Origin of the sequence: Erythrobacter aurantius (assembly GCF_023823125.1) — a bacterium.
Lineage (GTDB): Bacteria > Pseudomonadota > Alphaproteobacteria > Sphingomonadales > Sphingomonadaceae > Erythrobacter > Erythrobacter aurantius.
This window is the reverse complement of sequence record NZ_CP090949.1, coordinates 502705-518930: the sequence shown is the minus strand read 5'-3', so window position 1 is coordinate 518930 and position 16226 is coordinate 502705. Positions and strand designations below refer to the sequence as shown.

The following is a 16226-nucleotide window of genomic DNA, read 5'->3' as shown; positions in this document are numbered from 1 at the left end:
ATCAGACGAGATCGGCGAACTCGGCCTCTACGAACAGGCGATGATTCTGCGCGCGATCGAGGAGGGGCGGTTTCTGCTGGTGGGCGCCGATGCCGAGACAAGGAGCGAATTCCAGCTGATCGCGGGCACCAACCGCAATCTGATGACGGAAGTGGCAGCGGGCAATTTCCGCGAAGACCTGTTCGCGCGGCTCAATCTCTGGACCTTTTCCCTGCCCGGCCTTGCCGAACGGCGCGAGGATATTGCCCCGAATCTAGACTATGAGCTGGAGCGATTTGCCGAACGCGAAGGCGTGCGTGTCACCTTCAACAGGGAGGCTCGGACGCGCTATCTCGCCTTTGCCGAAAGCCCGTCCGCCCGGTGGCAGGGCAATTTCCGCGATCTCGCCGCCAGCGTGACCCGCATGGCGACTCTGTGCCCCACCGGCAGGATCGACAGCGCGGCGGTGGATTTCGAGACGCAGCGCCTCGCGCGGCTGTGGTCGGGCGAGGCGGCAGAGGGCGGGCAATTGGAGGAACTCATCGGCCAGGACCGGATGGCGCTGATCGATCCGTTTGATCGCGTGCAGCTGGACTATGTGATCGAGGTCTGCCGCAAGTCAGCCAGCCTGTCCGAAGCCGGCCGCACCCTGTTCGCCGCCTCGCGCAAACAGCGCAAATCCACCAACGGCGCCGATCGCCTGCGCAAATATCTCGCCAGATTCGACCTCGATTGGAACGCCATCCCGCAATAGACAGCAAGCCCCCGGCAAGGGAGCGAGGCCGCTTCAGTTACTGCCATGGAAGAGCTGGCGCACCCGACAGGATTCGAACCTGTGACCTCTGCCTTCGGAGGGCAGCGCTCTATCCAGCTGAGCTACGGGTGCTTGCAGTGGCGGGGATGATTGCCGCCGGGAAGCGCGCTTAGCAAGCCTGATCGGCGCGCGCCAGTCGAATTTGGCCAGTCGAATTTGGCCGGACATCAGAGGTGTAGTGTTTAACCAATCGGCAAGGGCATCAGGCCTAGGCTCCTCTCATGTCAGCGATGTCACCCGAAGCGATGCGCGAAATGCGCAAGATCGCAGGCGGATCGGATGATCCGGTCAGCACCATGTCGCGGCGCTGGGATGCGCTGCACGAGACCGCAAACCAGCTCGCGCAGATGGCACATCTTTCGCCGGACCGGCATTTGCCCACGACCGACGCATTCTCAGCAATGCTGGACCACGCGACCGGTTGGCAGCGCGAAGTGGCTGCGCAGGGGATCGATGACATTGACGCGATGATGCAGCCGGGCATGGCGGCGCTGACCACGCTGGTGCAGCGCGGACAGGATGCGACTGCCCCCGCGCTGGCGCTGTGGTGTGAATTCCATCATGCGCGTGACGGGGTTCTTTCGGCGGTCCGGCCCTACCCCGCCTGATCCGGCTTCGCATCCGCTTGACCTTGTTCGCCCTATGTTCCAATCATGGGCGATGTCGATCACACATTCTGCCGCGCTTGATTCGCACGCCGCTGGCGCCACTGCTGCGGATGTGGCGCGGGGCATTGCCCGGCTGTTCGCCCGCAACGATATCTGGTGCCTTGCCGAAGTCCCGCTGAAGAACGGCCGCCGCGCCGATCTGATGGGTGTCGATGCCAAGGGGCTGGTGGTGATCGTCGAGATAAAGGTCGCGCGCGGTGATCTCTTGGGCGATGCGAAGTGGCCTGACTACCTCGACTATTGCGACCGGTTTTTCTGGGGAGTTCCACCCGATCTTGATCGTGCGCCATTGGATGGGGAGGCATTCCGCCCGGATGCCTGCGGAGTGATCGTGGCGGATGGCTATGACGGGGAAATCCTGCGCCACGCCCCGCTCGATCCGCTCGCAGCGGCAAGGCGCAAGGTGCAGGTGGAGCATCTGGCGCGAATCGCGATGCGGCGACACACCGCGCTGATCGATCCGCATTGCGCCGGTTTTGCGGGCGATTGACCAGCCCCGCAGCGAAGCTGTGGGCCATCCGCGCTTTCCTTGCGGTCACGGGTGGGACATAAGACCCTGATGTTTAGCCCCGATCTTCCGCTCTGGCTTGCCTTTCTGGTGACCGGCGGCGCGATGACCGTTATGGTGATCATCCGGTATTTTGCATCAAGCGGGCTGTTCGCATGGATGACGCAGCGACTCCGCCCGGGCCTGTATGCGGGGCAGGGAAAACAGATCAGGGAAGAAATTCGCTGGTCGCTGATCGCTGCGATATTTTACGGCGCGCCCACGGGCCTCATCTTCTGGGGCTGGCGCCATCACGGCTGGACACAGATGTATATCGATGCCGCCGAATGGCCGCTTTGGTACATCCCGGTGTCGATCTTCGTCTATCTGTTCGCGCAGGACAGCTGGTTCTACTGGACCCACCGCGCGATGCACTGGCCGCGCCTGTTCCGCATCGCACATGCCGTGCACCATCACAGCAAGCCCCCCACCGCCTGGACCGCGATGAGCTTTCACCCGGTGGAATCGCTGATCGGGGCGATTGTCATCCCGGTGATGGTGTTCGTCGTCCCGATCCACATCGGCGCGCTGGGCGTGGTGCTGGCAATCGCGACCGTGATGGGGGTCACCAATCACATGGGGTGGGAGATTTTCCCGCGCCGCTTCGTTCATTCTGCGTTGGGACATTGGGTGATAACCGCCAGCCATCACGAACGGCATCACGAGGAATATCGATGCAATTTCGGCCTGTATTTCCGTTTCTGGGATCACCTGTGCGGAACCGATCGCGGCTTTTCCCGGCGCTTCGAGAAGGCGGGGGCAAGCGCATGATGCGGTTTGTCATGCTCGCGCTTGGTGCAGGCACGGCGGGGCTCGCCGCTCCGGCTGCGGCCGGAACGGTCACCATCACGGTGACGGACCTGCGGAACAGCGAAGGGGTGGTGCGCGCCTGCATGACCACGGTCGAAAGCGTGTTTCCGCGCTGCGCCAAGGATCCCAATTCGTATCGCACTGTCGTCCCCGCGGGCGAAACGGTCACGATCCGGTTCAACAATGTGCGGCCGGGCGAATATGCCATCGCGCTGCTGCATGACGAAAACGAGGACGGGAAGGCCAATCGCGTCCTCGGCATGGCTCCGCGCGAAGGATACGGCTTTTCGCGCGATGCCCCTGTGCGCATGGCTCCACCCGAATGGGACGACGCGGTCTTCACCGTCGGCACGGCATCGCAGCGCGTGACCATCAAGATGCGCTATTTCCTCTAGCGCCAACTGCCCCTTGCGCCGGGCCTCAGCTCGAGGTTTCCGACAACTTTCCGGCGCAACTTAACGCAATGTTTACCACGTCGCGCCAGAACCGCAGGCGAACATGCGTCAATCAAGGGGCACAGGCCGATAATGGACACTCTGCGGGGCACTTTCGACACCGGCATTCCGGCTGACGACAGTCAGGACTGGGATGACGTCACCACGCCACCCGAAGAGGAAAGGGTGCGCGAACTGCCGCCCGAGGCAATCGGCCAGGACGAGCGCCGGATGCAGGTGCGCGCCTACAACCATTGGGCCGGGCTGCTGGGCGATGCCAACTTCCCCTCGATCGAGGAGTTGGAGCCGCACAATCTCGACGATTTCGGCCCGAACAGCGTGCTGCTCGATTTCACCGCCGGGATCGAAGACCCGGTTGTGCAATTCCTTGGCACCAAGCTCGCAGCCGAATGCGGCGGCACCGGGCATATCGCCCGGCTGTCTGACGTTCCGCCGCGCTCGCTCCTGAGCCGCATCACCGATCACTACATGCAGATCCTCGCCAACCAAGCGCCGATCGGGTTCGAAGCCGAATTCGTGAACCAGCAAGGCGCCTCGATCCTGTATCGCGGCATTCTGCTGCCGTTTTCCAGCGATGGCGAAACCATCGACTTCATCTACGGGGTGATCAACTGGAAAGAGATGGCCGATCCCGCCGCGGCTGACGAATTGCTGCTCGAAATCGACCAGGCTCTGGCCACCGACGGTGTGGAAGAGGTCGAAACCGAAGCGGAAGACCAGCCGCACCGCCACCACGCCGATCCCTTGACCGAATGGGCGGATTCGCCCGCGCACGAAGCCACCGCCGTGGATGTGCCGCAAACCAACCCGCAGTCGGACAACATCTCCTCCATGCGCGAACCCTGGTTCGACGGTGAGGATGAAGACGAAGACGATCTGCCGCTGCCCGATTTCGGCCAGTATTCGCTCGACGATCCCGAAGTTGATGAATTCGGCGAAGAGATCGAGGATGAGGACGACGACGGCGCATCCTACAGCTTTGCCTCGCTGGCCGATTACATCGAAGCCCCGGCCAAGAAGGCCATCGATCTCGATGCCGAACATTTCGACCCTGAAGATTACCGGGTAGAAGAACCGGCGCCAGCCGCGCCGGTATCGCCGGAGCCCGTGGCGCCCGAACCCGCAGCGGTCGAGCCGGCCATCCACGCCGATTTCGGCGATGACGCCGATGATCGCGCTGATGGCGATGGTGAAGACGTGTTCGAACTGGCCGAGGCACTTTCGACCGATGCCGGGCTTTACGATTGTCTCGCTTCGGCGCGCGAACTCGCACAGACCGCACGCGCTTCGGAAGATCGCAGCCGTCAGGCGCTTTATGCCGCAGTCGGCCGGGCCTATGATTTCTCGCTCGCTGCCGCGGACGAACCCGATGCCTATGCCGAACTGATCGAAGACAGCGGCCTCACGATCCAGGATCGCGCGCCGATGACGCCGATCGTCAAGCTCGTCTTCGGGCAGGATTACGACAAGACGCGCCTTACCGAATACGCCGCCGTGCTTGCCCACGCGCACCGGCTGGAACTGGAACGCGGTTCGCTGGCGGATTACCTCGCCCAGGCGGACGGCGGGCTGAAGGGCGTGGTCAACGCCGAACGCCGCCTGCGCCGTGAAGAAAGCGGAAAGGAAGTCGAAGCCGAAGGCGATATCCGCGCCCAGCTCGCCAAGAAGCTGCGCCAGCTTGAGGAAATCATGCTGGAATCGCTCGAAGGCGAAGGCCCGGAATTCTCGCTGGTGATGATCCGCCGCGATGATGCGGGCCGGGTCGCGCTGATCGGCGAGATTGCCGACGACGTGTCGCTGATCGAACGCGCAGGCAAGAAGCTGGTCGGCTGATAGCCGCCAGCGCGACGCTGAAACCGCGTCGCTACAGTGTGAATCACTTGGCCTCGCGCGCTGGGAAAGCTAGGCGCAGGCTCCATGCCTGTCGGCCCTTTCTCCCGGCGCAAGCCCTTGCGCGTCCAGCCCTTCTTCGGTTTTCGCAACACCGATAGATTGCTGGTCAACGCGCGCGCGCTCCGATCCCGCGCACCGGTGTTCGTGAAGCGCAGTTTCTGGCGCGATTTCAGGACGATGGCGGGAATCTACCTGTCGCAGGAAGTGCCCGGTCTGGTGGTGGATCTGGAATATGCCCTGCCCGGCGGACGGGTGCTGCGGCAATCGGCCACGACAGGACCGGAAGGCTACGTCAGCTTTGACCTGCCGCTTTCCCCGGGCAACCCGACGGCGGAGCGGACCCGCTGGGAGAAGGCCGTGCTAAGATGGCGGGACAGCGATGAAAACGCATCGTTCGAAACCGATGTCTGGATCCTGACACCGGGCAGCCAGACGCGTGTAGGCATCATCTCGGACATCGACGACACGATCCTTGAAACCGGGGTGACCGGGGGCGTTCGTTCGCTTGTCCGCAACTGGAAACGCGTGATGGCGCAAATGCCTAGCGACCGGGTCCCGGTGCCGGGGGCATCATCCTTGCTTGCGGCCTTGGGGGGCGCGCCTGCGGACAACACCGATCTGGCCTCGCCCATCGATTCCGCCACGCCGGAGGCCCGCGTGCGGCCGGTGTTCTACGTCTCTTCCAGTCCTTGGAACCTCTTTTCCTATCTCGTCACCTTCAAGCGCGAGCGCGGCCTGCCGCTGGGGCCGGTGATGCTGCGCGACTGGGGCTTCAACCGCGAGACGCTGGGATCGGAGGGGCACGGATCGCACAAGAAAGAGGCGATCCAGCGCATCCTGAAGACATTCCCGCATTTGCAATTCGCGCTGATCGGGGACGACACACAAAAGGATCTGACGGCATTCGGTCGGATCGCGCGCGAGTTTCCGGGGCGAATTGCCGCAGTCTTCATCCGCGCGGTAACCGGCGCACCACTCAACAACGAAGAATTGCATGCGCTGGACACCTTTGAGCGGCTGGGCGTTCCCTACTGGTCGGGCAGCGACTATGCGGAGGCCAAGCGGTTCCTGCGCAGCGCCGGGCTCGATCTCGAAGGCGGGGTCAAAAGCCTCGTACGGACCGCGAGCAGGGGAGAATGAGGAGAGTGCGGATGATCTGGTGGATACTGGGCGGGATCGCGCTTGTGGTGCTGGTCGCCGGGGTCGGGCTGCAGATGGCGATCGCGCGCAACGGGCCTGCAGTGCTGAGCGCTGTCGATCGTATTTCGGGTGGGCCGCGCGATGCGGAGGTGAAAGCTCGGATTTCCACCGGAAGCCATCCGCAACAGCAGTTGATAGTTTGGGGACCGGCACGACCCGACCCGGCCGAAGCGCCGCTCCCGGTGCTGTTATTCACGCATGGCGGAAGCTGGAGAAGTGGAAACCCGGTCGATTATGGATTTATCGCCCGTGCATTTGTGCCGGAAGGGTTCATTGTGGTGCTGGTTGGATATCGTCTGGGCGTGGACGGCGTCTATCCGGCTATGCTTGAGGACACGGCCAACGCTATCGCATGGACCCATGCCGAAATCGCGGCCTATGGCGGCGACCCGGATCGGATCGTCGTCGCGGGTCATTCCGCCGGGGCCTACAATGTCGTGATGACGACGCTGGAGGAACAATGGCTGGCGCGGCGCGGTCTTTCGCCCCAGGTAGTGAACGGGGTGATCGGTCTGGCTGGGCCCTATGATTTCCTCCCGCTCGACAGCGAATCGACCATCGCCAGCTTCGGCCATCTCGCAGACCCCGCGATCAGCCAGCCGGTGGAACATCTCCGCCCTGATGCCCCGCAGATGCTGCTGATCCATGGCGCAGAGGACACGCTGGTCCGCCCGCGCAACACCCATGTCCTGACGGAACGGTTGAAACAGGCCGGAGGTCATGCGCTGAGCGTGGTTATCCCCGAGATGGAGCACAATGACCCGCTGATTTCGCTGGCTGAGCCGTGGCGTTCGCGCAGGGATATCGTCGGGCTGGTGGCCGGTTTCGCCCATGCGGTTTCCACGCGGCAAGGCGAGGCTGGGGAAACTTCAGTTCCCGTTCAGGCCCGAACGCGTTAGCATCCCCGCCACATGCGCCCTCTTCGCTCCCTTTTCGCCTTCACGCTTGCCCTGTTTGCGGCGAGCGCTCTCGCCATCCAGCCTGCCGCGGCACAATCGATCCTGCGCGATGCGGAGACGGAAGAGCTGCTGCGCGACATGGCCTATCCGCTGATCGAGGCGTCCGAGCTGGAGCCCGAAAGCGTCGAGATCGTGCTGATCAACGATCCCTCGATCAACGCCTTCGTCGCCGGGGGGCAGGTCGTCTATGTCCATGCCGGACTGCTCAATGCCGCCGACACCGCCAATGAAGTGCAGGGCGTGATCGCGCACGAGCTGGGACACATCACCGCCGGACACGTCGTCCGCTTCGAAGAGCGCACCCGTCAGGCGCAGGGGATCACGATCCTTTCGCTGCTGCTGGGTGTAGGCGCGGCGCTCGCAGGTGCGGGCGATGCCGCATTCGGCGCGCTGATGGCCGGACAACAGGCCGCGCTCGGCAGCTTTCTTGCCTTCAATCGCAATCAGGAAGCCGCGACCGACCTTGCCGGTGCGCGCTATCTTTCGGGCGCCGGGATTTCGGGCCGGGGGATGATCTCCTTCTTCGAAAAGCTGCGCAATTTCGAAATCCGCCGCGGTTACAGCCAGGCCGACGAAGCCGCCTATGGCCGCACCCACCCGCTTTCGGGCGATCGTATCCAGACCTTGCGCAATCTGCTGGCTGAGGACCCGGCCTGGGAAGCACCGGACGATCCCGAATTGCAGGCACGGTTCGAAGCGGTTCAGGCCAAGCTTTACGGCTACCTCGCCGAACCGCAGCGCACCTTCCAGCAATATCCCGAAAGCAACACCAGCATCCCGGCCCGCTATGCCCGCGCCTATGCCTATCACAAGGACGCGCAGGTCGAAAAAGCACTGGCGGAAACCGAGGCGTTGCTGGCGATCAACCCGGTGAACCCGTATTTCCTCGAACTGGAAGGCCAGATCCTGCTGGAATCGGGCCGCCCGGAAGAGGCGCTCAAGCCGCTGCGCAAGGCGACCGACCTCACCCGCAACCAGCCGCTGATCGCAGGCATGTTCGGCCATGCGCTGATCGCGACGGAGAATACCGACAATTACGCCGAAGCGGAGCGCGTGCTGCGCGCGGCGGTGGCGCGTGACAGGCTCAATCCCTTCGCATGGTATCAGTTGGGCGTTGTCTATGCGGAGCGCGGCGACATTCCCCGCGCACGGCTGGCCAGCGCCGAACAACAGGTGATGAGCCGCCGCTTCCCCGAAGCATTGCGCAACGCCCAGGCCGCAGAGGCTGGCTTGCCGCTGGGTTCGCCGGACTGGATTCGCGCACAGGATATTGCGCTTCAGGCCCGCGCCGAACTGGAACGCATCCGCGACAGCCGCTAGGGCCTGCCATCATGGAAACAAGCTTTCGCAACACCTTGCTGATCGCGCTGCTAGCGCTTGTGTTCGGATTTCTCGGCGCGGCGACGTGGTCCTATGCCGGGCTCGCCGACAATCGCACGCGGGCCTATCTGCTCGACAATCCCTCGATCCTGCAGGAAGTAGCCGAAGCGCTGGCCGCAGAGCAGGCGCGCGAGCGGCTATCGGCGCTGGGTGACGAACTCTATGCGCCCTTCCCCGGCGCGGTGCTCGGCAATCCCGAAGGGTCGAAAGTGCTGGTCGAATTCACCGACTACAATTGCCCCTATTGCGAAGCCAGCCTTGCTGATGTGCAGCGCCTGGTCGAAGAAGACCCCGATCTGAAAGTCGTGATGCGCGAATGGCCCATCTTCGAAGGCAGCGAAGGCGCGGCGCGCATGGCGCTGGCAGCCGGGATGCAGGGCAAGTATCGCGAATTCCACGAAAAGATGTTCGAACTCGGCCCCACCAACCCTTCCGCAGTCGAAGCGGCTGCGCAGGCCTCAGGGCTCGATATGGAACGCGCCCGCACCGACGCGGCGAGCGAGGCGGTATCAGTGGAACTGGTGCGCAACCTCACCTTTGCCCAGTCGCTCGGCTTTTCCGGCACCCCCGCCTTCATCGCCCGGCAGACCCCGCTTGCGGGTGCGGTAGGGTATGAAAGGCTGAAGGAAGCGCTCGACAAACCGGTGGACTGATGCGCGTTTTGGCCGCCATCGCCTGTGCCTGTCTGGGCCTGCCCGCGGCTGCGGCCGGGCTTGCGTCCGACATCAACTGGGACCGGGTGGACCTTCCCAGCGAGCGCGCGGCGATCGAGCGGTTTCAGGCGTTCGACCAGCGGTTGCAGGACGTGGGCTGGAAACTGGTGCGCGGCAATGCGGCGTTTTGTGACCGCGTGATCCCCTCAATCGGCCTGCAATTGCAGGACCTCGCCAGCTATGGCGCGCCCGAAGTGGCACGCGCGGCGCTTGGCATGGAGGGCGATTTTGCGGTGCAGACGGCGGCGCGCGGCTCACCTGCGGGCCTGAGCGGGGAATTCCCCGGCAATCGGGAAGTCACCCGGCTTGCCCGCATGGACCCAAACCAGTGGGAAGCAGGCGAGAGGCTGTATTGGCAAAGGCTGGCCAAGGCGCATGATCATGTCGATGCGATGCTGGCCGAACACGGCGGGATCGAAGTGGGCTTTGCCAATGGCGAAAGCGTCAAAGTCGGCGCGGTCGATGTCTGCGCCACCCGCTTTGAACTGATGGGCGAAGGCAGCCGCGCCGTCGCCGATGGCAACCGGGTGGTGATCGGGATCGATTTTCCCGGATTCTCCTATCCCGAAGAAGTGTTCGCGGGAGTTGTCGCGCATGAACTGGCGCACAATCTGCTGGGGCACAGCGCATGGCTTGATCGCAACGGGCGCGGGCGGCGCAATGTCCGCAAGACCGAGCGCGAGGCCGACCGGCTGATGCCGTGGATCATGGCCAATGCGGGCTATGACCCGGTTTTTGCCCAACGCTTCATGGAGCAATGGGGGCCGCGCCATGATGGCGGCCTGCTGCGCAATCGCTCGCACGACGGGTGGGACGAACGCGCCGAATTCATCGCCGAGGAAATCCCCACGATCCGCGCGCTGATCGAAAGCGAAGGTGCGGCTGACTGGCGGACCCATTTCCGCCGGGAAATCGACCCGCAAAAGGGGCTTTAGGCTGGGACGCAAACCCGCGCTGCCTGCGACGGACGGTTCGCCGCTTGCGTTCGTTCCGCCATGCGAAACGCGTTTGAACCTGCAAGAATTGCAAAACTGCGCTAAATGACATCAATATGGCGGTAATGCGCATCGAACCGGCTCCTTTTTTCGCGAGCAAGAACCGCGCCTTCTGGAACCTGCAACTGGCGGGCTGGGGCGGGTCTTTCCTGCTGCGCGTGCTGAACACGGTCGCCAACGGCCTGCCTTACAACCAGCTGATCCTGATCCTGATCACCACCATCACCGGATTTTCGATCAGCCTGATCCTGTCGGTGATCTATCGCCAGCTGATCCAGCGCAGCCCGGTGGTGACATGGGGCGGAACGGTGATCGTGCTGTTCCTGGCTGTCACCGTTCACGCGGGCATAGAGGCGTGGGTGCAAGGCCTGTATTACGGCGGCACCCGCGAAACCAGCTTCGTCCAGCGTTTCGTCGGGATCACCTATATTCCGCTGACGCTGCTGGGAGGGTGGAGCGCGCTGTATTACGCGATCAACTTCTTCCTGACGGTGGAGCGGCAGGCAGACCGGCTCGAACGATTGGAAGCGCAGGCGACTGCGGCCCAATTGGCGATGCTGCGGTATCAGCTCAATCCGCATTTCCTGTTCAACACGCTGAATTCGATCAGCACGCTGGTGCTGCTCAAGCAGACCGGTCCGGCCAACGCCATGCTGACGCGGCTGTCCGGCTTCTTGCGACACACGCTGATTACCGAGCCGGGCAGCCAGGTGACGCTGGAGCAGGAGATCGAGACGCTGCAGCTCTATCTCGATATCGAGCGGATGCGGTTCGAAGAACGGCTGCGCACCCATTTCGAGATCGACGACGCAGCGCTCAAGGCGCGCCTCCCTTCGATGCTGCTGCAACCGCTGGTGGAAAACGCGATCAAATACGCCGTCAGCCCGCAGGAAGAAGGCGCGCGCATTTCGTTGACAGCGCGGGTCGTGGGCCAGCGTTTGCGCATTTCGGTGGAGGACACCGGACCGGGGATCGACGGGCCGGTGCAATTGTCGATGCTTGAAGAGCGCGATGGCGTCATCGGACGCCCGGTTTCCACCGGGGTTGGGCTGGCCAATATCCGCAACCGGCTGATGCAGGGCTATGGCGATGATCACCTGTTCGAAACCCGCTCGCAGCCGGGCGGCGGCTTCACCGTCCTGATCGAAATCCCCTATGAAACCGGCGAAGAACCCGCAGGCGCAACCACGCCGGAACAGTCCCAGTCAAAATCCCCGCTCACAGAACCCGATGCGTCACCCCCTTCTGACGCGTCCACGGGCAATGTGATCAACCTCAACCCCCAACGTGCTATCGGAAATATCCCATGACCATCCGGACAATCCTCGTCGATGACGAGAAACTCGCCATTCAGGGCCTGCAATTGCGGCTTGAGGCGTTTGACGATGTCGAAGTGATCGACACCTGCTCCAACGGCCGCGAGGCGATCCGCAAGATCAAGACGGAAAAGCCCGATCTCGTCTTTCTCGACATCCAGATGCCCGGCTTCGACGGCTTTTCCGTGGTCAAGGGCGTGATGGAGATCGAGCCGCCGCTGTTCGTCTTCGTAACCGCATTCGAGGAACACGCGATCCGCGCGTTCGAAGCCAACGCCGTCAACTACCTGATGAAGCCGGTGGACGAGGACAAGCTGGCGGACACGATCGAACGCGTGCGCCAACGCCTTGCCGAGAAGAAAAGCGCCGAGGATGCCGAACAACTCCTCGACGTGCTGGCCGAAGTCGCGCCGGATCGCGTCGCCGATTTCGGCGGCGATGCGAGCGAAAGCGCCGACCGCTTCGAAAAGCTGATCAATGTGAAGGACCGTGGCCAGATCTTCCGCGTGGAAGTCGACAGCATCGAACATATCGAGGCGGCGGGCGATTACATGTGCATCTACACCGGCGACAATTCGCTGATCCTGCGCGAGACGATGAAGGACCTCGAACGGCGGCTCGACCCGCGCAAGTTCCAGCGCGTCCACCGCTCCACCATCGTCAACCTCGATCAGGTGCGGCAGGTGAAGCCGCACACCAATGGCGAATGCTTCCTGGTGCTGGATTCCGGCGCCGAGGTGAAGGTGAGCAGGTCGTACCGTGATGTTGTCGCACGGTTTGTGCATTGATTGTGTTGCACAACCTCGGGTAGCGCTGCGCAATGAAGAAAGGTCACGGCCTCAAGCGCGCGCTACCGGTTGTTGGGCGATCAGAGTTGGAGTTACTTCCAACTGGTGCCTTGCTTGCAAGACTGAAGCGTTTGCGCTGGTGTGAGGACGGGCCAGAATGCTCCGATCTTCTTCCCGATGAAATTGCATTGGTAAGCGGGCAAATTCTCTTCAAATGTGATCCGCACTGGCAGACGGCCTATTCGGACGTAAAGGAGGTTCTCGCCACCCGCGATCATATCGAAAGAAAGATAGGCTAAAAGCGTGACCTTCACCCTCCCCGGCTTCGACCTCGACAAGTTCCTTCGCGAAACCCTTGCCGAAGACCTCGGTGACGGGCTTCCGGGCGGGGGCAGTGACGTCACTTCGGAAAGCGTGATCCCCGCCGATGCGCGCTTTTCGGGCGTGATGGACAGCCGCGACGCGATTGTCGTCGCGGGGCTCCCGTTGGCCGAGGCGTTTTTCCGCCATCTCGATCCCGATTGCGCGATCGAATGCCTTGTCAGCGATAGCGACGCGGTGGCGGCGGGCACCGATCTGATGCGGATCGAGGGCAAGGCCCGCGCGCTGCTGACGGCGGAGCGGAGCGCATTGAACATCGTCCAGCACCTTTCCGGCATTGCCACCATGACGCGCGAGTATGTCACGGCGATGCGGCTGGGATCGGACAGTTGCACCCTGCTCGACACACGCAAGACCTTGCCGGGGCTGCGCCATCTGGAAAAATACGCGACCCGGATGGGCGGCGCGCAGAACCACCGGATGGGATTGTGGGACGCGGCGATGATCAAGGACAATCACGTCGCTGTCGCCGGAAGCGTCGGCGAAGCGGTGCGCCGCGCGCGCGATGCCGGGGTGAAGCCGATCATCTGCGAGGTTGACCGGCTCGACCAGATCGAACCCGCGATTGCCGCCGGCGCGCACCACCTGCTGCTCGACAACATGTCGCCCGAAACGCTGAAAGAGGCCGTCGCGCTGGTTGCCGGCCGCACCGCGACCGAGGCAAGCGGAGGCATCAACCTCGATACCATCGCGGCCAAGGCGGCAAGCGGGGTGGATTATTGCAGCGTCGGCCGCCTTACCCAAAGCGCGCCTGCAGCAGACGTTGGACTGGACTTCGCGCTGGTATGAAGTGGCGAAAAGGGCCGAGGCCGTGGTCGATCAGGCTGTTCGCCCTCGCCTTCCTTTTCGCCGCCATGTGGCGCCTGCTCGATCACCTGCTGAACCCGCTTTCGGCGTGGTTTCTCTATTCCGAGCGGTTCCCACAAATCGAATGGACCGGCGATCTCGTGATTGTCGCCAGCTCCGCCGAATTCACCATCGCCTTGATTCCGATCGTCTGGATATTCGGCCTCGGCAGCCGGGTGGCGCGCTGGCTTGTCACGCTTTTCGGCATTTACAAGCTGCTCCCCTACTCGTGGAGCCTCGAGCTCATCCTGTTCAGCATTGAAAACAATCCCTTGCTGCTGGTGCCTTTCCTTGCCACCGTGCTGGCGCTGGTCATGCTTTATGTCCCGGCTTCCGGCCGCTGGTTTCACAGATCAAGGGAGGTCGCCCCTGAAACCTTTGCCTAGCCTCCTCGCCTTAGCAGCGCTCGTCCTGCCCTCGCTTGCCCACGCGCAGGCTTACCAATGCCGCGCGCCCAATGTCTCCACTGTCCCGCAAATCTCGCCCGACAGCCGCCCGCGCAGCGTGCCGACCACCGGCTACACCATGGCGCTGAGCTGGAGCCCCGAGTTCTGCCGTACGCGCGAAGGATCGCGCAGCCATGCGGTGCAGTGTTCGGGCGATAACGGCAGCTTCGGCCTCGTCGTGCACGGGTTGTGGCCGCAAGGCGCGCGCAGCTGGCCGCAGTGGTGCCCTTCCGCCGCCCCCGTCACCCCCCGCATCGCGCGCGAGAACCTGTGCATGATGCCCAGCACCCGCCTGATCGCGCGGCAATGGGCCAAGCACGGCAGCTGCATGACGAAGCGGCCCGAAACCTATTTCGCCGTCACACGCGTGCTGTGGGAATCCTTGCGCATCCCCGATTACGACCGGATCAGCCGCGAGGAAGGCCTTACCGCAGGCCGCATCCGTCAGGCCTTCGCCGATGCCAATCCGGGCTGGAGCGCAGCCCAGATCGGCGTGAAGCTGAACGAGCGCGGCTGGCTGGAGGAATTGCGCCTTTGCTACGGCCCCCGTTTCCGCCCGACCCGCTGCGACGATCGCCGCTATGGCGCACGCGACAATGCGAGCGCGAAGATCTGGCGGGGTCTCTGAGGCAGATTTGACCTCGATCAATGGCGGCGCTGCAAGGTGCATGGTAATTTGCCGCCATGATAGAATTCGAACAGATCGCACCCCACGCCCACCGCATCACCGTGATGGCCGAATTCCGGCAGGCGGATGCACAGGCGCTGGCGGGTTTCGTCAAGGAGCAGCAAGCAAAAGGCGGCGGTGGCAACCTGCTGATCGACCTGACCGCCATGGCAGGGTTTTCATGGTCGGCGGTGGCCGAGGAAATGGTGCATTTCCCGTTGCTGCTCAAATGGGCTTACGGCCTTGACCGGATAGCCATCGTCTCGGACGAGGAATGGGTCAGGACCTCGGCCCGGCTCGAAAGCGCGCTGCTGCCCGGCATCAGCTATCAGGTCTATGACGATGACGAAGCCGAAACCGCGCGCGCATGGGTGCTGGAGCAGGTTGAAAATCCGCACACCGGCGCGTTTCACGAAATCGACGTCAGCGACCCGAAAATCGCCGCCTACGAGCTGTCCGGCAGGCTCGACCGCGAGGAATCGGAGAAAGGCGTCGCGATGGTGCGCGCCAAGTTCGATCTCGAAGGCTGCACGCGGCTGCTGCTGGTCATCCGCAACTGGCACGGGTTTGATCTTGACCGGCTGCTGAGCGGCGAAGTGCTGAACGGCAAGCTGGAAATCGCCCGCAAGATGGAGCGTTACGCCATTGTCGGCGGCCCGAAATGGATCCGCACCTATGCCGAATTCACCTCCAATTTCTTCTCGGGCGAAATCCGGGGCTTCGAACTGGAGGATCAGGCCAAGGCCATCGCCTGGCTGAGCGAATAGGCGTTACCGCCGCTCCCTGAAGAACCCGCGCAGCAATTCCGCCGCCTCGCTTTCGCCCATGCCCGAATAGACTTCGGGCGCGTGCAGGCATTGCGCCTGTTCGAACACACGGGCGCCATGCTCCACCGCCCCGCCCTTGGGATCGCCGGCGGCGTAGTACAGGCGAGCGATGCGAGCGTGGCTGATCGCGCCTGCGCACATCGCGCAAGGCTCCAGCGTGACGTAGAGATCGCAATCGGTCAGCCGATCATCCCCCAGTGCCGCTGCTGCCTGCCGGATCGCGCGCATTTCGGCATGGCCTGTGGGGTCGGGCGGGTTGCGGGTCGCATTGGCGGCAATCGCGATCACTTCGCCCCCCTTGACCACCACCGCGCCGACAGGCACTTCGCCCGCTGCGGCGGCCTTGGCTGCGGCGTCGAGCGCGGCCTGCATCGGGGCGGGGATCGGCAGTCTGGTCATGCTGCGTCACCGCTAGGGCGGGTGAAGGCACGAATCAATTGACGATTCGCTGCAGCCCCGCTATGCGGCGCGCTTTCCGGGACACCCTCGCATGTGGGCCGCTGGACCAGCGGAGCGCCCGTCACTGTTAACAAGACGAGAGA

Annotated in this window: 19 protein-coding genes and 1 tRNA gene; 18 read left to right on the top strand and 2 right to left on the bottom strand. The window is 63.3% G+C overall.

Annotated elements, in window-relative coordinates:
* Positions 1–10: 10 nt before the first annotated feature.
* Positions 11–733, top strand: coding sequence for a sigma 54-interacting transcriptional regulator (locus L1K66_RS02665; protein ID WP_256471508.1), 723 nt, complete (start codon positions 11–13; stop codon positions 731–733).
* 55 nt (positions 734–788) lie between these two features.
* Here the strand turns inward: L1K66_RS02665 and L1K66_RS02660 are convergent.
* Positions 789–865: transfer RNA gene (locus L1K66_RS02660), tRNA-Arg, on the bottom strand.
* A 149-nt stretch (positions 866–1014) separates the two neighbouring features.
* Between L1K66_RS02660 and L1K66_RS02655 the strand changes: the two genes are divergently transcribed.
* The 17 genes from L1K66_RS02655 to L1K66_RS02575 all read left to right on the top strand — a co-directional run bounded on the left by L1K66_RS02655 (position 1015) and on the right by L1K66_RS02575 (position 15624).
* Complete coding sequence (locus L1K66_RS02655; protein ID WP_252259502.1) at positions 1015–1401, top strand: hypothetical protein; 387 nt, start codon at positions 1015–1017, stop codon at positions 1399–1401.
* A 52-nt stretch (positions 1402–1453) separates the two neighbouring features.
* The gene (locus L1K66_RS02650) at positions 1454–1951 is read left to right on the top strand and encodes an MmcB family DNA repair protein (protein WP_252259501.1); all 498 of its coding nucleotides are present in this window, start codon (positions 1454–1456) and stop codon (positions 1949–1951) included.
* Positions 1952–2020: 69 nt separating this feature from the next.
* Entirely contained in the window at positions 2021–2779 is a 759-nt protein-coding gene (locus L1K66_RS02645) for a sterol desaturase family protein (protein ID WP_252259500.1), read from the top strand.
* Positions 2776–3213 carry a DUF2141 domain-containing protein gene (locus L1K66_RS02640; protein WP_252259499.1) on the top strand — a complete coding sequence of 146 codons (438 nt, stop codon included), beginning with the start codon at positions 2776–2778 and terminating at the stop codon, positions 3211–3213. Before L1K66_RS02645 ends, L1K66_RS02640 begins: the two co-directional genes overlap by 4 nt.
* Positions 3214–3345: 132 nt before the next feature.
* Entirely contained in the window at positions 3346–5106 is a 1761-nt protein-coding gene (locus L1K66_RS02635) for a PAS domain-containing protein (protein ID WP_252259498.1), read from the top strand.
* An 84-nt stretch (positions 5107–5190) separates the two neighbouring features.
* Positions 5191–6306 (top strand): phosphatase domain-containing protein, encoded by a 1116-nt coding sequence (locus L1K66_RS02630; RefSeq protein ID WP_252259497.1) that lies wholly within the window; start codon positions 5191–5193, stop codon positions 6304–6306.
* A gap of 11 nt (positions 6307–6317) precedes the next feature.
* Positions 6318–7265 carry an alpha/beta hydrolase gene (locus tag L1K66_RS02625; protein WP_252259496.1) on the top strand — a complete coding sequence of 316 codons (948 nt, stop codon included), beginning with the start codon at positions 6318–6320 and terminating at the stop codon, positions 7263–7265.
* 12 nt (positions 7266–7277) lie between these two features.
* Complete coding sequence (locus L1K66_RS02620) at positions 7278–8645, top strand: M48 family metalloprotease (RefSeq protein ID WP_252259495.1); 1368 nt, start codon at positions 7278–7280, stop codon at positions 8643–8645.
* An 11-nt stretch (positions 8646–8656) separates the two neighbouring features.
* Positions 8657–9358 (top strand): DsbA family protein, encoded by a 702-nt coding sequence (locus L1K66_RS02615; RefSeq protein ID WP_252259494.1) that lies wholly within the window; start codon positions 8657–8659, stop codon positions 9356–9358.
* Positions 9358–10353, top strand: a complete 996-nt coding sequence (locus L1K66_RS02610) for a M48 family metalloprotease (RefSeq protein ID WP_252259493.1) — start codon at positions 9358–9360, stop codon at positions 10351–10353. Before L1K66_RS02615 ends, L1K66_RS02610 begins: the two co-directional genes overlap by 1 nt.
* A gap of 116 nt (positions 10354–10469) precedes the next feature.
* A complete protein-coding gene (locus L1K66_RS02605; protein ID WP_252259492.1) occupies positions 10470–11723 on the top strand; it encodes a sensor histidine kinase in 1254 nt (417 codons plus the stop codon).
* Positions 11720–12517: a LytR/AlgR family response regulator transcription factor gene (locus tag L1K66_RS02600; RefSeq protein WP_252259491.1), complete on the top strand. Its 798-nt coding sequence runs from the start codon at positions 11720–11722 to the stop codon at positions 12515–12517. Before L1K66_RS02605 ends, L1K66_RS02600 begins: the two co-directional genes overlap by 4 nt.
* A gap of 32 nt (positions 12518–12549) precedes the next feature.
* On the top strand, positions 12550–12816 hold the full coding sequence (locus tag L1K66_RS02595; protein ID WP_252259490.1) for a hypothetical protein: 267 nt from the start codon (positions 12550–12552) through the stop codon (positions 12814–12816).
* A 4-nt stretch (positions 12817–12820) separates the two neighbouring features.
* Positions 12821–13687: a carboxylating nicotinate-nucleotide diphosphorylase gene (gene nadC, locus L1K66_RS02590; RefSeq protein WP_252259489.1), complete on the top strand. Its 867-nt coding sequence runs from the start codon at positions 12821–12823 to the stop codon at positions 13685–13687.
* A complete protein-coding gene (locus tag L1K66_RS02585; protein ID WP_252259488.1) occupies positions 13684–14130 on the top strand; it encodes a hypothetical protein in 447 nt (148 codons plus the stop codon). Before nadC ends, L1K66_RS02585 begins: the two co-directional genes overlap by 4 nt.
* A complete protein-coding gene (locus tag L1K66_RS02580; RefSeq protein WP_330221248.1) occupies positions 14123–14818 on the top strand; it encodes a ribonuclease T2 family protein in 696 nt (231 codons plus the stop codon). Before L1K66_RS02585 ends, L1K66_RS02580 begins: the two co-directional genes overlap by 8 nt.
* Positions 14819–14874: 56 nt before the next feature.
* Positions 14875–15624, top strand: a complete 750-nt coding sequence (locus tag L1K66_RS02575; RefSeq protein ID WP_252259487.1) for a SpoIIAA family protein — start codon at positions 14875–14877, stop codon at positions 15622–15624.
* Between the two features lie 3 nt (positions 15625–15627).
* On the opposite strand, the gene L1K66_RS02570 is transcribed toward L1K66_RS02575, so the two are convergent.
* Positions 15628–16083, bottom strand: a complete 456-nt coding sequence (locus L1K66_RS02570; protein WP_252259486.1) for a nucleoside deaminase — start codon at positions 16081–16083, stop codon at positions 15628–15630.
* Positions 16084–16226 lie beyond the last annotated feature (143 nt).

What these genes read in the sequence shown, in the direction of transcription:
- L1K66_RS02655 (WP_252259502.1), top strand. Translation starts at nt 1,015, where the DNA reads ATGTCAGCGATGTCACCCGAAGCGATGCGCGAAATGCGCAAGATCGCA.
- L1K66_RS02650 (WP_252259501.1), top strand. Translation starts at nt 1,454, where the DNA reads ATGTCGATCACACATTCTGCCGCGCTTGATTCGCACGCCGCTGGCGCC.
- L1K66_RS02645 (WP_252259500.1), top strand. Translation starts at nt 2,021, where the DNA reads ATGTTTAGCCCCGATCTTCCGCTCTGGCTTGCCTTTCTGGTGACCGGC.
- L1K66_RS02640 (WP_252259499.1), top strand. Translation starts at nt 2,776, where the DNA reads ATGATGCGGTTTGTCATGCTCGCGCTTGGTGCAGGCACGGCGGGGCTC.
- L1K66_RS02635 (WP_252259498.1), top strand. Translation starts at nt 3,346, where the DNA reads ATGGACACTCTGCGGGGCACTTTCGACACCGGCATTCCGGCTGACGAC.
- L1K66_RS02630 (WP_252259497.1), top strand. Translation starts at nt 5,191, where the DNA reads ATGCCTGTCGGCCCTTTCTCCCGGCGCAAGCCCTTGCGCGTCCAGCCC.
- L1K66_RS02625 (WP_252259496.1), top strand. Translation starts at nt 6,318, where the DNA reads ATGATCTGGTGGATACTGGGCGGGATCGCGCTTGTGGTGCTGGTCGCC.
- L1K66_RS02620 (WP_252259495.1), top strand. Translation starts at nt 7,278, where the DNA reads ATGCGCCCTCTTCGCTCCCTTTTCGCCTTCACGCTTGCCCTGTTTGCG.
- L1K66_RS02615 (WP_252259494.1), top strand. Translation starts at nt 8,657, where the DNA reads ATGGAAACAAGCTTTCGCAACACCTTGCTGATCGCGCTGCTAGCGCTT.
- L1K66_RS02610 (WP_252259493.1), top strand. Translation starts at nt 9,358, where the DNA reads ATGCGCGTTTTGGCCGCCATCGCCTGTGCCTGTCTGGGCCTGCCCGCG.
- L1K66_RS02605 (WP_252259492.1), top strand. Translation starts at nt 10,470, where the DNA reads ATGGCGGTAATGCGCATCGAACCGGCTCCTTTTTTCGCGAGCAAGAAC.
- L1K66_RS02600 (WP_252259491.1), top strand. Translation starts at nt 11,720, where the DNA reads ATGACCATCCGGACAATCCTCGTCGATGACGAGAAACTCGCCATTCAG.
- L1K66_RS02595 (WP_252259490.1), top strand. Translation starts at nt 12,550, where the DNA reads ATGAAGAAAGGTCACGGCCTCAAGCGCGCGCTACCGGTTGTTGGGCGA.
- L1K66_RS02585 (WP_252259488.1), top strand. Translation starts at nt 13,684, where the DNA reads ATGAAGTGGCGAAAAGGGCCGAGGCCGTGGTCGATCAGGCTGTTCGCC.
- L1K66_RS02575 (WP_252259487.1), top strand. Translation starts at nt 14,875, where the DNA reads ATGATAGAATTCGAACAGATCGCACCCCACGCCCACCGCATCACCGTG.
- L1K66_RS02570 (WP_252259486.1), bottom strand. Translation starts at nt 16,083, where the DNA reads ATGACCAGACTGCCGATCCCCGCCCCGATGCAGGCCGCGCTCGACGCC.